Raw genomic sequence first — 13,463 nt, 5'->3', positions numbered from 1 at the left:
GCAAGGCCGCACTCACCGTGCGCAGGTCACCGGCCCAGGTCGGGGACCACCTCCGCGCTGGGCAGGTCGGCGAGCACGCGCCCGGGCACGAGCAGCTTGGAGCGTCGTACGCCGCTGCCGAGCACGACGACGGGCTCGTCGAGCAGTGCCTCGTGGACCAGCACGCGCCACCCCGCGGGGAGCCCCACCGGGGTGATGCCGCCGTACTCCATGCCGGTCTCCGCGACCGCGCGATCCATCGCCAGGAAGGACGCCTTGCGCACGTCGAGCATCTTGCGCACGAGCGTGTTGACGTCGGCGCGGGTGTCGGCGCGGACCACGCACGCGGCGATCCGTTCGTCGCCGGCCCGCGCGCCCGCGACGACGACGCAGTTGCCGCTCGCCGTCATCGGGATGTCGTAGGCCTCGCTCATCGCGGCGGTGTCGGCGAGGTCGGGGTCGATCTCGACGACGGCCACCTCGGCCGCACCGGGCCAGGCGGCGAGCGCCGCGGCGACGGGCGCGGCGACCAGGCCGGCGTGCTCGGCTGCGGGCAGGGACGTCAGGGACGGGAAGCTCGGGAGCGTCACGCGGTCATCATGCGGCATTCACCCTGACGTCATCGCGTCACCACCGTGCGGTCCCCGTGCTCATGCAGCGTGGTGCCATGACGGTGACCCGCGAGGCCGCCCCGGGTTGGCACTGGAGGACCTCGTCGTTGGTCCCCACCCCCGCCGTGGTTGCGCACCGCGGCGCCAGCGGGCACCGTCCCGAGCACACCCTGGAGGCCTATCGGACCGCGATCCGGATGGGCGTCGACGACATCGAGCTCGACCTCGTCGCCACCAGCGACGGGGTGCTCGTCGCGCGCCACGACCTCGAGCTCAGCGCGACGACCGACGTGGCCGATCGTGCCGACCTCGCCCACCTGCGCCGCACCCTGGTCGTCGACGGTGTGGAGCAGCACGGCTGGTTCGTCCAGGACCTCACCGTCGCGGAGCTCAAGACGCTCGCCGCACGCGAGCGGATGCCGGGCACCCGGCCCGCCAACACGGCGTACGACGGTGTGGAGGGGGTGCCGACGCTCACCGAGGTGCTGGCGATGGTCGGTGCGGAGGCGCTCCGCCGCGGCCGCCCGGTGGGGGTGGCGCTCGAGCTCAAGCACGCCGCCCACCACGACGCGGTGGGCCTGCCGCTGGACGTGCCGCTGCTGCGCGAGCTCGCCCGCCAGGGCCTCGACCACCCGTGGGCCCGGGTGACCCTGATGTCCTTCGAGGCGCCCGTCCTGCGCCGCCTCGCCGCGCGGACCCGGCTGCCCGTCCTGCAGCTGCTCGACCGCGGGCACCGGCTGACGCCCGAGGAGCTCGACGACATCGACGAGTACGCCGACGGCCTCGGCGCCCACACCTCCCTCGTGCTGCCCCGCGACGCCGCGGGGGCGATCGGCGCACCGTCGACGCTCGTCCGCGACGCCCACCGTCGTGGCCTGACCGTGCACGCCTGGACGGTGCGGGCCGAGAACCGCTTCCTGCCGACCAACCTGCGCCGCGGCGACGCGCCCGACGCCCTCGGAGACATGGCGGGGGAGGTGCGCGCGCTGCTCGCCGCCGGGGTCGACGGGGTCATCACCGACCATCCCGAGGCCGCGCTGGCCGTGCTCCGCGAGCCCGCGGCGATCGCTGTCGGCTGAGGGTTCACGGGTCGTTCACCGCATCGACCGCGGTCCGCCGTCCTGCGCCGGTTGGCTCTCCGGCATGACATTTCGGACACGTGCCGGCCTCGGGCTGGCCCTCGCCACTGCACTGACCACCCTCGCGCCGCTCGCGGCCAGCGGCGCGCCCGCCACCGCGGCACCCGCCGCCGGCGCGAAGCCCTCCGCCGTCGAGCCCTCCGTCGGCGAGCCCGTGCTCGTCGGCCACCGCGGCGCGTCGGGCTACCGCCCGGAGCACACGCTTGCCGCCTACGAGCTCGCCATCGAGCAGGGGGCCGACTACATCGAGCCCGACCTCGTCGCCACCAAGGACGGCGTGCTCGTCGCCCGCCACGAGAACGAGATCGGCGGCACCACCGACGTCGCCGACCACCCCGAGTTCGCCGAGCGCCGCACCACCAAGGTCATCGACGGTCGCGCCGTGACCGGCTGGTTCACCGAGGACTTCACCTACCGGGAGCTCCGCACGCTGCGCGCGAAGGAACGGCTCCCGCAGGTACGCCCCGGCAACACCGCGTACGACGGCGAGGAGCGGATCCCGACCCTCGACCAGGTCATCAAGCTGGCGCGCCGCGAGGGCGTCGGCATCTATCCCGAGACCAAGCACCCGACCTACTTCGACTCCATCGGGCTCTCGCTCGAGGAGCCGCTCGTCGCCGCGCTGGAGAAGCGCAAGTGGGCCGACGCCGACGACCCGGTGATCATCCAGTCCTTCGAGGTCACCAACCTCCGCGAGCTCGACACGATGGTCGACGTGCCGCTGGCCCAGCTGGTCGACGCGTCCGGCGGGCCCGCCGACCTGCCCGGCACGACGTACGCCTCCATGGTGACGCCGGCCGGCCTGGCCGCGATCGCGACCTACGCCGACGGCCTGGGCGCGGCGAAGAACCTGGTGCTCCCGCGCGACGCCGCCGGCCGGACCGGGGCGCCGTCGTCGGTGGTGCCCGACGCCCACGACGTGGGCCTGGTCGTGCACGTGTGGACCCTGCGCCGGGAGAACCAGTTCATGGCCACCAACTTCCGGATCGGCACCGACCCGAACGCGCCCGGTGACCTGGCCGCGGAGGCGCGAGCCTTCCTCGACGCGGGTGTCGACGGGATCTTCAGCGACAACCCCGACGTGGTCGCCGGGGTGCTCGCCGAGGGGTGACGGGCCACGGCCTCGCACCGGCGTACGCTCGTCACGTGACGTACGCCGGTGCCCCCTCCACCCCCCTGCTCGAGCGCATCCGCGCGTCCGTCATCGGGGACGACCAGGTGATGCAGGGCCCCTACGGTCCACGCCGCGTCACCTACGCCGACTACACCGCGTCGGGTCGCAGCCTGACCTTCATCGAGGACTTCATCCGCCACGAGGTGCTCCCCGCCTACGCCAACACCCACACCGAGGCGAGCGGCACGGGACTGCAGACCACCCGGCTCCGCGAGGACGCGCGGCGGATCATCCGCGACGCGGTCGGTGGTGACGACGAGACCGTGGTGGTCTTCTGCGGCTCCGGCAGCACCTCCGCGATCGACAAGATGATCGGCATCCTCGGCCTCCGCATCCCCTGCGTGCTCGAGGACCGCCACCACCTCAGCGACGCGATCCCGGCCCACGAGCGCCCCGTGGTGTTCATCGGCCCGTTCGAGCACCACTCCAACGAGGTGAGCTGGCGCGAGACCATCGCCGACGTCGTCACCATCCACGAGGACGCCGACGGCCGGGTCTCGCTGGAGCACCTGCGCGAGGAGCTCGAGCGCCACGCCGACCGGCCGCTCAGGATCGGCTCGTTCTCCGCGGCCTCCAACGTCACCGGCATCGTCACCGACACCGAGGGCGTCGCCGACCTGCTCCACGAGCACGGCGCCCTCAGCTTCTGGGACTTCGCCGCGTGCGCGCCCTACGTCGACATCGAGATGTACGGCCCCGGAACCTCCCGCAAGGACGCGATCTTCATCAGCCCGCACAAGTTCATCGGCGGTCCCGGCACCCCGGGGGTCCTCGTCGTCCGCCGCGAGCTGATGGCCAACCGGGTCCCGGTCGTGCCCGGCGGGGGGACGGTCATGTACGTCAACCCGACCGAGCACCGCTACCTCGACGACCCGGCCCACCGTGAGGAGGGCGGCACGCCGGCGATCGTCGAGTCGATCCGCGCGGGGCTGGTCTTCCAGCTCAAGCAGGCGGTGGGCGTCGAGACGATCCAGGCCCACGAGGAGGAGCTGCTCGCGCGCGCCGTCGAGGCGTGGGTCGCCGAGCCGACCATCCAGATCCTCGGCAACCTCGACTCCCAGCGCCTCTCGATCGTGTCCTTCGTCGTCAAGGCCCCCGACGGCACCTACCTCCACCACAACTTCGTCGTCGCGCTGCTCAACGACCTGTTCGGCATCCAGACCCGCGGTGGCTGCTCGTGCGCCGGTCCCTACGGCCACCGGCTGCTCGACATCGACCTCGACCACAGCCACCGCTACGAGGAGCAGATCCGGGGAGGTTGTGAGGGCATCAAGCCGGGCTGGGTGCGGGTCAACTTCAACTACTTCGTCGACGAGGAGGTCTTCACCTACGTCGTGGAGGCCGTCCGCCTCGTGGCGCGTGACGGCTGGCGCCTCCTCGGCGACTACCGCTTCGACCCGGCAACCGGCCTCTGGCACCACCGCACCGGCCCGGTCGAGCCGCCGCTGCGCCTGACCGACGTCATCTACGCCGCCGACGGGGCGATGACCTGGCCCGCGCACACGCAGACGGCCCCCGTCTCGGTGCTCCGGGAGCACCTCGACGAGGGCCGCGCGATCATGGCCGCCGCCTCGCCCCCGGACTGGTCCGACAACGCCCACCTCGGTGCCGACTTCGACGACCTCCGGTGGTTCGCGCTGCCTGCGTGCTCGCTCGGCTAGGGACGCCGTCGGGTCAGGTCGACCGTCGTGAGGGCCAGACCGTCGCCGCGAGTCCGGCGGCACCGGCCGCGAGCCACGGGATCGGCATGAGCCAGCGGAGCTCGGACGTCTCCACGACGTCGCCCTGGACGAGCGCCCACACCAGCACCATGCCTGCGAAGGCGACGCCCATCACGAGCTGGCCGATGTTGACCGGGTGGAGGCCCGACGGCTTGTCGGGTGCGTCGAGCGGCCCCGTCATCGGCTCGTCGTACGTCGTGCCGTAGCCCCCGTCGTAGCCGGTGTCGTAGCCATAGAGATCAGGGTGGTTGTTGCGGTCGTCAGTCATGGCTGTCTCCTCAGGCGGCTTCGCGGACGAGGACCTCGCCGCCGACCAGGTCGATGGTGATGGACATGTCCGGGACACCGTCGCCGCCGTCGAGGAACCCGTCCTGGGTGATGTCGAAGCCGTCGGCCTGCTCGTCGAAGACCTGGCTGGTGCCGCCGACGACCTGCGTGCGGACGTCGACGTCCATCCCGTCGGGGACGACCACCTCGACCACGCCGCCGACCCCGTCGATCGTGAGGTCGCGGCCGTCGAGGCCCTCGACGTCGGAGACCTCCGACAGGTCGAGGGTGAAGCGGCCCCCGCCGAACTCGTAGGCCTGGCGGACCTCGGCGGCGTCGGTCGGTGCGTAGTAGCGGGTCTCCTCGCCGATGCTGCCGCCGACCGTCGCCGCTGCGGTGCCGAGGGCGGCCACGAGGCCCAGGAGGATCAGCCCACCGGCGCGACCCCAGAAGGACCCGACGACGAGCATCACCGCGATGATGCCGAGCGCGAGGGCGGGGTAGGCGCTGTCCGCGACGGCGACGCCGGCGATGTCCACCACGGCGAGCACCCCGACCCCGAGGCAGATCAGCGCGAGCGTGAACCAGAACAGGATCGGTCCGCGCTTGCGCGGGTTGCGCGGTCGCCGCGGCCGGTCGTACGACGCCCACTGCCCGGCCGGGTCGTAGGCGGGGGCGTACCCCGTCTCGTACCCGGTCGCGTACGACGGGTCGTACCCCGTGGCGTACCCCGGAGCGTGGGCAGCGGGGTCGACCGGCAACTGGCCGTCGTACATCGGCGGCGCGGCACTGCCGGCGCGGGTCGACGACTGCTCCTTGCGGTTCAGGAACCACACGACGAGCGCGGCGCCGATCGCGAGCGGCCAGGGGAACCAGAACGCCCCCGCCCAGTCGCCGAGCGCCGCGACGAGGGCGAGCACGCCGACGCCGGCGAGGGCGATCGTGCGACTGCGCTGGTCGAGGCCGAGCGGCTCGTCGTCGGTGCCCTCCTCGGGCACCAGGATCCAGGCGGCGACGTAGAGCAGCAGGCCGGCCCCGCCGAAGAAGACCGCCACCACCAGCGCGACGCGGACGATGATCGGGTCCACGTCGAGGTGGCGGGCGATGCCGCCGGCGACGCCGGCCACGTGCCGGTCGGTGACGCTGCGGCGCAGGCGGCCCAGGTCCTTCATCTCGCCGCGGGTGACCCGCGGTCCCGACGGGGGCGGCGTGCCCGGGGCGGGCTGCTCGTGCGCCTCGGTCGGAGTCGCTGCCGCGGACGACCCGGGCGGGTCCGCGGGGTTCGAGGGGGTGGCGTTGTCCATGGCTCAACTCTCCTCGTCGTCGCTGCCCCGCACCATCGGGGATAGCCCTGATCTGCGTCGTCGTCGCCGGGGTGCGGGTCAGGGTCGGCTCGGGGTCAGTCCTCATGGTCGCGCACGTGCACGCCTGCGACGATGGAGGCACGATGAGCCACCCGACGCCCCCCGCACACCCGGCTCCGCACCCGGCCGGCCGCGCGACCGCCCGCCCGCCGCGCCCGGGCGCGCCCCGTCGCGCCTACCGCGACATCTCGGCGCCGATCGCCGGCGGCGTCGCGGCGGGTCTCGCCGAGCACCTGGGCGTTCCCGTGCTGTGGGTGCGGGGCTTCTTCGTGGCCACCGCGTTCCTCGGCGGCTTCGGGCTCATGCTCTACGCCGGCCTGTGGGTGTTCCTGCCCGCCGACCAGCACTTCGAGGTCGGCGCTCCGGGGCTGGAGAGCGCGACCCGCACCGGCAAGCGTCCCGGGCGGCGATCACGGCTGCGCGACGCAGGACCGGCGATCGCCCTGGGCGCGCTGTTCTTCGGCGTGGTCCTCGGTGTGGAGGGCATCTTCGGCCAGGGCGTCCTCTTCTGGCCCGTGGTCCTCGGGGTCGCGGGCATCGGCCTGCTGTGGCGCCAGGCCGACGAGGCCCAGCGCGAGCGCTGGATGGACTCCTCGGGGCGCATCGACCCGTTCCGCGCGATCTTCGGCAACGGCGGCTGGGCCGCCTACGCGCGCATCGCCGCGGGCCTCGGGCTGATCGTCACCGCGCTCATCGTCTTCGCCGTCGCCGCCGGACAGGCGACCTTCGCCGTGCCGGTGCTCGTCGCCGGCCTGCTCGGGCTGCTGGGGCTGGCCATCGTGGTCGGCCCGTGGGCGCTGAGGCTGGTCAACGACCTCGGCGCCGAGCGTGCCGAGCGGGTCCGCACCCAGGAGCGCGCCGACATGGCCGCCCACCTGCACGACTCGGTGCTGCAGACCCTCGCGCTCATCCAGAAGAACGCCCACGACGCCACCACCGTCGCCCGGCTCGCCCGCTCGCAGGAGCGCGACCTGCGCCAGTGGCTGTTCGAGGCCGACACCACCGACGCGACGACGCTCGCGGGAGCGCTGAAGGAGATGGCGGCCGACGTCGAGTCGCAGCACCCCGTCGTCGTCGACGTGGTCACCGTCGGCGACTGCGACCTCGACGAGGCGCTGCGCCCGATCGTCCTCGCCGCCCGGGAGGCCGTGGTCAACGTCGCCAAGCACGCCGGCACCCAGCGGGCCGACGTCTACGCCGAGACCACCGACGGGGCCGTCGACGTGTTCGTCCGCGACCGCGGCTCCGGCTTCGACCTCGGCGCCGTGGCCGGCGACCGCCATGGCGTGCGCAACAGCATCGTCGACCGGATGGCACGCCACGGCGGCGGCGCGGACGTACGCTCTGCTCCCGGCGAGGGGACCGAGGTCCGGCTCCACATGCCCCGCTCCGGCGCGCACGAACCCAGGCACGACCCCCCGCACCAGCCTGACCACCAGCCCGACGAGCAGCCGCACGACCACGAGGAGACCCGATGAACCAGGCCGATCCGACGAGTCCCGTGCGGGTGGTCCTGGTCGACGACCACGCGATGTTCCGCGCCGGGGTGCGCGCCGAGCTCGCCGCGAGCGGAGCCGGCCTGGTCGAGGTCGTCGGCGAGGCGGCGGACGCCGACGCCGCCGTCTCCGTCGTGCGCGAGCTGCAGCCGCAGGTCGTCCTGCTCGACGTGCACCTGCCCGGCGGAGGAGGCGTCGAGGTGATGCGCCGCCAGCCGTCGCACGACACGCTCTACCTCGCGCTGTCGGTCTCCGACGCCGCCGAGGACGTCATCGGCACCATCCGCGGAGGCGCCCGCGGCTACGTCACCAAGACGATCACCGGGCCCGAGCTCGTCGACGCGATCACCCGGGTCGCCGGGGGAGACGCGGTGTTCTCGCCGCGGCTCGCGGGCTTCGTGCTCGACGCCTTTGCCGGGTCGATCGACGTGGCCGCGGTCGACGAGGACCTCGACCGGCTCACCGAGCGCGAGCGGGAGGTGATGCGGCTGATCGCCCGCGGCTACGCCTACAAGGAGGTCGCGAAGGAGCTGTTCATCTCGGTCAAGACCGTGGAGACCCACATGTCGTCGGTGCTGCGCAAGCTCCAGCTCTCGAGCCGGCACGAGCTGACGAAGTGGGCCTCAGACCGTCGCCTGCTCTGAGCCGGCGTCGCCCCCGTCCGGGTGGGCGATGATTGACAAGGGACCGGGGAACCGGTGGGGTCGTGGGATGGCAGACAGCGCCACCATCCCTCGGCCCGACGAGGACGACAGCGAGCTCAAGCGCTCGATCACCGGTCGTCTTCTCTTCTTCTACACGCTCGGTGACGTGCTGGGGTCGGGCATCTACGTCCTCATCGGCCTGGTCGCGGCCGCTGTCGGCGGTGCGTTCTGGATCGCCTTCGCGCTCGGCGTCACGGTCGCCGCGATCACGGGAGCGGCGTACGCCGAGCTCGTGACGAAGTACCCCCAGGCCGCAGGCGCGTCGCTCTACGTCAACAAGGCGTTCGGCAGCCGGCCGCTGACCTTCCTGGTGACGGTCTCGTTCCTGGCCGCGTCGATGGCGGCATCGGGCTCGCTCGCGGTGGGCTTCGCGTCCTACTTCGACACGCTGTGGTCCGCGCCGCCGGCGCTGCTGGTCTCGCTGGTCTTCGTCGCCCTGCTGGTCGTCGTCAACTTCATCGGGATCACCGAGTCGGTGTGGATGAACATGCTGATGACCTTCGTCGAGGTCGCCGGTCTGCTCATCGTGATGGTGATCGGCATCATCCACGTGAGCCGCGGTGACGCCGACTTCGGGGTCCTGACCGCGATCGACACGTCCGGGGACTACGGCAGCCCCGCGCTCGCGGTGCTGGCCGGCATCTCGTTCTCCTTCTTCGCCATGACCGGCTTCGAGAACACCGCCAACGTGGCCGAGGAGACCATCGACCCCTACAAGGCGTTCCCGCGCTCGCTGGTGGGCGGCATGATGGTCGCCGGCCTGGTCTACGTCCTCGTCTCGATGGCCGCGGCCCTCACCGTCCCCAACGACGTGCTCGCCAACTCGGATGCCGCGCTCCTCGAGGTGGTCAAGGCCGGCATCCTGCCGTTCTCGACCGAGTTCATGACCAAGCTCTTCTCGATCATCGCGCTGATCGCGATCACCAACACCACGCTGGTCACGATCGTCACCCAGCCCCGCGTGCTCTACGGCATGGCCCGCGAGGACGTCGTGCCCGGTGTCTTCGCCAAGATCCACCCGACGCGGCGCAGCCCGTGGGTGGGCCTGATCTTCAGCGGCCTGGTCGTCGGCTCGCTCCTGGTCATCGGCACGCTCGTGACCGAGGCGGGGGGTGGCATCGACCTCGTCGGCCGCCTCGCCACCGTCACCGTCGTGCTGCTCCTGGCGATCTACGCGCTGGTGATCGTGACCTGCTTCAAGCTCCGCGGGCAGGACGAGGACCACCCCTTCTTCAGGGCGAGCTCGCCGCTGCTGGTCGTCGGGCTCATCGGCAACCTCGCGATCCTCTACTTCACCATCTGGGACGACCCCTACTCCCTCGTCTGGTGCGCCGGGCTCATCGGCGTCGGCCTGGTGCTGTTCCTGGTCGAGTACTTCTTCGGCAACAAGGGCACCGGGTCCCGGACCCCCGACCTCGACGCCACCACCAGCGCCACCAAGGAGGGCTGACATGCACGTCATCGTCGCCACGGACGGCTCGCGCCAGTCGCTGGCCGCCGCCAAGCACCTCAAGTCCTTCGCCGACCCGACGAAGGTCACCGAGATCTCCGTCGTCGCGGTCATCCGGCCGCTGGCCTCGGTGGCGTTCGCCGACGACCTGTCGGAGGGCAAGATCGACGGGTCGTTCCGCGACGCCGCGCAGAGTGCGGTCGACACCATCGCCGCCGTCTTCGAGGGCTGGGGCCCGAAGGTGAACAAGCGCATCCGGAGCGGCTCGGCGGCCAACGAGATCATCAAGGCCGCCAAGCAGTACGACGCCGGGCTGGTCGTCGTCGCGGCGGGTGGCCGCGGCCTGAGCGACAGCGTGCTCGTCGGCAGCACCGCCCAGCGTGTGCAGCACTACGCGCCGTGCCCCGTGCTCGTCGTACGCCCTGCACCCAAGCCGAAGAGGCGCCGGTCCTGACCGTCCGGCCGACTCACTAGGGTGTGCGCATGGAGACCCTGCGGCTGGTGCTGCTCTTCGCCCACATCCTCGGCTACGCCGCCCTCCTCGGAGGCCTCCTGGTGCAGGTGCGTGACGACACCAAGCGGGTGAACTCGCTGATGCGTGACGGCTCCGGCCTGGCGTTCCTCGCCGGCCTGCTGCTGGTCGGGGTGCTCGAGAGCCTGGGCTCGCCCGACCAGGCCAAGATCGGCGTCAAGTTCGCCGTCGGCCTGGTCATCCTGGTGCTGGTGATGGTCAACATGCGCAAGCCGAGCATCCCGCAGGGCCTCTACTTCGGCCTGCTCGCGCTGACGATCGCCAACATCGCCGTGGCGGTCTTCTGGTCGCCCGCCCACGCCTGATCGGCTGTCACCGCCCCCGCATAGGCTGGGGGCGAGATGACCCCCACTGACACCTCCGAGCAGGCCCTCTTCGAGCTCCGCGACCACCCGCTCCTCGACGGGCTCAACGAGCCCCAGCGAGCGGCGGTGACCCATGCCGGGGCACCGCTCCTCGTCGTCGCCGGCGCGGGCTCGGGCAAGACCCGGGTGCTGACGCGCCGCATCGCCTGGCTGATCAACGAGCGCAAGGCGCACCCGGGCTCGATCCTCGCGATCACCTTCACCAACAAGGCCGCCGCCGAGATGAAGGAGCGCGTCGAGGACCTCGTCGGCAAGCGGGCGCGGATCATGTGGGTCTCCACCTTCCACTCCGCGTGCGTCCGCATCCTCCGCAAGGAGATCGACCGGGTGGGCTTCAAGTCCAACTTCTCGATCTACGACGCGGCCGACTCCAAGCGGCTGATGACGCTCGTGCTGCGTGACCTCGAGCTCGACCCCAAGCGCTACCAGCCCAACGCGGTGCTCCACTGGGTCTCCGACCAGAAGAACGAGCTGCGCGACCCCGAGGACGCCGCCAAGGAGGCACGCAACTCCTTCGAGGAGGCCTACGCCAAGGCCTTCACGGCATACCAGCGCCGCCTGCGCGAGGCCAACGCCCTCGACTTCGACGACCTGATCATGACCACGGTGCACCTGCTGCAGGCGTTCCCCGACGTGCGGGAGAACTACCGCCGCCGCTTCCGCCACGTGCTGGTGGACGAGTACCAGGACACCAACCACGCCCAGTACAGCCTGATCCAGCAGCTGTGCGGGACGTCGCTCGAGGAGCCGCTCGCGCCGGTCGAGGAGGACGCGCCGCATCCGTCACGCGACCTCGTCGGGCCCAGCGAGCTGATGGTCGTGGGCGACGCCGACCAGTCGATCTACGCCTTCCGCGGGGCCGACATCCGCAACATCCTCGACTTCGAGCAGGACTTCCCCGACGCCACCACGATCCTGCTCGAGCAGAACTACCGCTCCACGCAGACCATCCTGTCCGCGGCCAACTCGGTCATCGGCAACAACCGCGGTCGCAAGCCCAAGCGGCTGTGGACCGACGCGGGGGAGGGGGCCCGGATCGTCGGCTACGTCTCCGACGACGAGCACGACGAGGCCCGCTTCGTCAGCGAGGAGATCGACAAGCTGGCCGACAACGCCGGCGTACGCCCTGCCGACGTCGCGGTGTTCTACCGCACCAACGCGCAGTCCCGCGTCTTCGAGGAGGTGTTCATCCGCACGGGCCAGCCCTACAAGGTGGTCGGCGGGGTGCGCTTCTACGAGCGCAAGGAGGTGCGCGACGCGCTGGCCTACCTCCGCATGCTGGTCAACACCGCCGACGAGATCTCGCTGCGACGGGTGCTCAACACCCCCAAGCGCGGTATCGGCGACCGGGCGGAGGCTTGCATCGCAGCGCTCGCCGACCGCGACCGGACCACCTTCTGGGACGCCCTGACCCGGGCGGCGGAGGCTCCCGGCCTGGCCACGCGCAGCCTGCGCAACATCGAGGCGTTCGTCGCGATGGTGCAGGAGCTGCAGTCGATGGTCGAGGCCGACGAGCGGCCTGACGTCATCCTCGAGTCCGTGCTCGAGCGCTCGGGCCTGCTCGCCGAGCTCGAGGCCAGCGACGACCCGCAGGACGGCACCCGTGCGGAGAACCTCGCGGAGCTCGTCGCGGTCGCCCGCGAGTTCGCCGAGGACCCGCAGCCCGGGCCCAGCGCCGACCCGGCCGAGGTCGAGGCCGGCACCGTCGCGGTCGGGCTCGGCGACTTCCTCGAGCGGGTCGCGCTGGTGGCCGACGCCGACCAGATCCCCGACTCCCCGGACGGCGACGACTCCGGCGTGGTCACCCTGATGACCCTCCACACCGCCAAGGGGCTGGAGTTCCCCGTCGTCTTCCTCACCGGTCTCGAGGACGGCGTCTTCCCCCACCAGCGCTCGCTCGGCGACCAGCCCGAGCTCGAGGAGGAGCGCCGGCTGGCCTACGTCGGCCTCACCCGCGCGCAGCAGCGCCTCTACATCTCCCGGGCCCTGGTCCGCTCCGCGTGGGGTGCGCCCAGCCACAACCCCGCCAGCCGGTTCCTCGACGAGCTCCCGGTCGACCTCGTCGACTGGCGTCGTACGGCGGCCGAGCAGACCCGGTGGGGCCGCACCGACCTGACCGGCGGCTCCGCGCGCCTCGGCACCCCCACCGACGCCGGGCGGCGCAACTTCAGCTCCGCGGCCCTGCGCGCCGACGCGGCGTCGAAGGCCAAGCCGGCCCGCGAGATCCCGAGCCTGTCGCCGGGCGACCGGGTCGTGCACGACTCCTTCGGCATGGGCACGGTCGTCGCCGTCGAGGGCATGGCCGAGAAGTCCGTGGCCTCCATCGACTTCGGCTCCGACGGCGTCAAGCGCCTCCTGCTCCGCTACGCCCCCGTCGAGAAGCTCTAGCCAGCCGGCGCTCGGGGGCGTGTCGGCGTACGACGCGCCGGCGGGCGGTGCGTGAGGCAGGTTCTGCGGCTCGAGAAGGTGCCTGGCTCACCGCTACGACGGGCCGGCTGGCGGTGGTCCACCGACATTTCCTGCCGCCGGAATGTGGGTCAGTCACCACTCGGGGGCGTGTCGGCGTACGACGCGGGGCTGGGCGGTGCGTGAGGCAGGTTCTGCGGCTCGAAAAGGTGCCTGGCTCACCGCAGCGCGGGCTGGCGGTGGTCCACCGACATT

General features: G+C 72.0%; 12 protein-coding genes. 9 read left to right on the top strand and 3 right to left on the bottom strand.

All coding sequences use genetic code 11. The annotated features are described in order from the left end of the window. Positions 1 to 26: 26 nt before the first annotated feature. Positions 27 to 587: a YbaK/EbsC family protein gene (locus Q1B24_RS01425; protein WP_299922425.1), complete on the bottom strand. Its 561-nt coding sequence runs from the start codon at positions 585 to 587 to the stop codon at positions 27 to 29. A 59-nt stretch (positions 588 to 646) separates the two neighbouring features. Between Q1B24_RS01425 and Q1B24_RS01420 the strand changes: the two genes are divergently transcribed. From Q1B24_RS01420 to Q1B24_RS01410, 3 genes are all read left to right on the top strand, one after another. Beyond that, complete coding sequence (locus Q1B24_RS01420) at positions 647 to 1,669, top strand: glycerophosphodiester phosphodiesterase family protein (RefSeq protein ID WP_299922423.1); 1,023 nt, start codon at positions 647 to 649, stop codon at positions 1,667 to 1,669. A 64-nt stretch (positions 1,670 to 1,733) separates the two neighbouring features. Then, on the top strand, positions 1,734 to 2,840 hold the full coding sequence (locus Q1B24_RS01415; protein ID WP_299922421.1) for a glycerophosphodiester phosphodiesterase: 1,107 nt from the start codon (positions 1,734 to 1,736) through the stop codon (positions 2,838 to 2,840). 35 nt (positions 2,841 to 2,875) lie between these two features. After that, a complete protein-coding gene (locus Q1B24_RS01410) occupies positions 2,876 to 4,564 on the top strand; it encodes an aminotransferase class V-fold PLP-dependent enzyme (protein WP_299922419.1) in 1,689 nt (562 codons plus the stop codon). Between the two features lie 13 nt (positions 4,565 to 4,577). Here the strand turns inward: Q1B24_RS01410 and Q1B24_RS01405 are convergent, their stop codons facing one another. Both Q1B24_RS01405 and Q1B24_RS01400 read right to left on the bottom strand, forming a co-directional pair. Beyond that, complete coding sequence (locus tag Q1B24_RS01405) at positions 4,578 to 4,892, bottom strand: hypothetical protein (protein ID WP_299922417.1); 315 nt, start codon at positions 4,890 to 4,892, stop codon at positions 4,578 to 4,580. A 10-nt stretch (positions 4,893 to 4,902) separates the two neighbouring features. Next, positions 4,903 to 6,195 (bottom strand): PspC domain-containing protein, encoded by a 1,293-nt coding sequence (locus Q1B24_RS01400; protein WP_299922415.1) that lies wholly within the window; start codon positions 6,193 to 6,195, stop codon positions 4,903 to 4,905. A gap of 143 nt (positions 6,196 to 6,338) precedes the next feature. Between Q1B24_RS01400 and Q1B24_RS01395 the strand changes: the two genes are divergently transcribed. From Q1B24_RS01395 to pcrA, 6 genes are all read left to right on the top strand, one after another. Next, on the top strand, positions 6,339 to 7,733 hold the full coding sequence (locus tag Q1B24_RS01395; protein WP_299922413.1) for an ATP-binding protein: 1,395 nt from the start codon (positions 6,339 to 6,341) through the stop codon (positions 7,731 to 7,733). Further along, positions 7,730 to 8,395: a response regulator transcription factor gene (locus tag Q1B24_RS01390; protein WP_299922410.1), complete on the top strand. Its 666-nt coding sequence runs from the start codon at positions 7,730 to 7,732 to the stop codon at positions 8,393 to 8,395. The genes Q1B24_RS01395 and Q1B24_RS01390 overlap by 4 nt, the downstream gene beginning before the upstream one ends. 67 nt (positions 8,396 to 8,462) lie before the next feature. After that, a complete protein-coding gene (locus Q1B24_RS01385; RefSeq protein WP_299922408.1) occupies positions 8,463 to 9,905 on the top strand; it encodes an APC family permease in 1,443 nt (480 codons plus the stop codon). Position 9,906: 1 nt separating this feature from the next. Beyond that, complete coding sequence (locus Q1B24_RS01380; RefSeq protein ID WP_299922406.1) at positions 9,907 to 10,359, top strand: universal stress protein; 453 nt, start codon at positions 9,907 to 9,909, stop codon at positions 10,357 to 10,359. A 29-nt stretch (positions 10,360 to 10,388) separates the two neighbouring features. Continuing rightward, on the top strand, positions 10,389 to 10,742 hold the full coding sequence (locus tag Q1B24_RS01375; RefSeq protein ID WP_299922404.1) for a hypothetical protein: 354 nt from the start codon (positions 10,389 to 10,391) through the stop codon (positions 10,740 to 10,742). Positions 10,743 to 10,778: 36 nt separating this feature from the next. Beyond that, a complete protein-coding gene (gene pcrA / locus Q1B24_RS01370; protein WP_299922402.1) occupies positions 10,779 to 13,190 on the top strand; it encodes a DNA helicase PcrA in 2,412 nt (803 codons plus the stop codon). Positions 13,191 to 13,463 lie beyond the last annotated feature (273 nt).

Source organism: uncultured Nocardioides sp. (genome assembly GCF_947488025.1).
Classification (GTDB): Bacteria; Actinomycetota; Actinomycetes; order Propionibacteriales; family Nocardioidaceae; genus Nocardioides.
The sequence above is the reverse complement of the archived record's forward strand: the minus strand, read 5'-3'. Positions and strand labels throughout refer to the sequence as shown.

What these genes read in the sequence shown, in the direction of transcription:
- Q1B24_RS01425 (WP_299922425.1), bottom strand. Translation starts at nt 587, where the DNA reads ATGCCGCATGATGACCGCGTGACGCTCCCGAGCTTCCCGTCCCTGACG.
- Q1B24_RS01415 (WP_299922421.1), top strand. Translation starts at nt 1,734, where the DNA reads ATGACATTTCGGACACGTGCCGGCCTCGGGCTGGCCCTCGCCACTGCA.
- pcrA (WP_299922402.1), top strand. Translation starts at nt 10,779, where the DNA reads ATGACCCCCACTGACACCTCCGAGCAGGCCCTCTTCGAGCTCCGCGAC.
- Q1B24_RS01405 (WP_299922417.1), bottom strand. Translation starts at nt 4,892, where the DNA reads ATGACTGACGACCGCAACAACCACCCTGATCTCTATGGCTACGACACC.
- Q1B24_RS01380 (WP_299922406.1), top strand. Translation starts at nt 9,907, where the DNA reads ATGCACGTCATCGTCGCCACGGACGGCTCGCGCCAGTCGCTGGCCGCC.
- Q1B24_RS01420 (WP_299922423.1), top strand. Translation starts at nt 647, where the DNA reads ATGACGGTGACCCGCGAGGCCGCCCCGGGTTGGCACTGGAGGACCTCG.
- Q1B24_RS01375 (WP_299922404.1), top strand. Translation starts at nt 10,389, where the DNA reads ATGGAGACCCTGCGGCTGGTGCTGCTCTTCGCCCACATCCTCGGCTAC.
- Q1B24_RS01390 (WP_299922410.1), top strand. Translation starts at nt 7,730, where the DNA reads ATGAACCAGGCCGATCCGACGAGTCCCGTGCGGGTGGTCCTGGTCGAC.
- Q1B24_RS01385 (WP_299922408.1), top strand. Translation starts at nt 8,463, where the DNA reads ATGGCAGACAGCGCCACCATCCCTCGGCCCGACGAGGACGACAGCGAG.
- Q1B24_RS01395 (WP_299922413.1), top strand. Translation starts at nt 6,339, where the DNA reads ATGAGCCACCCGACGCCCCCCGCACACCCGGCTCCGCACCCGGCCGGC.
- Q1B24_RS01400 (WP_299922415.1), bottom strand. Translation starts at nt 6,195, where the DNA reads ATGGACAACGCCACCCCCTCGAACCCCGCGGACCCGCCCGGGTCGTCC.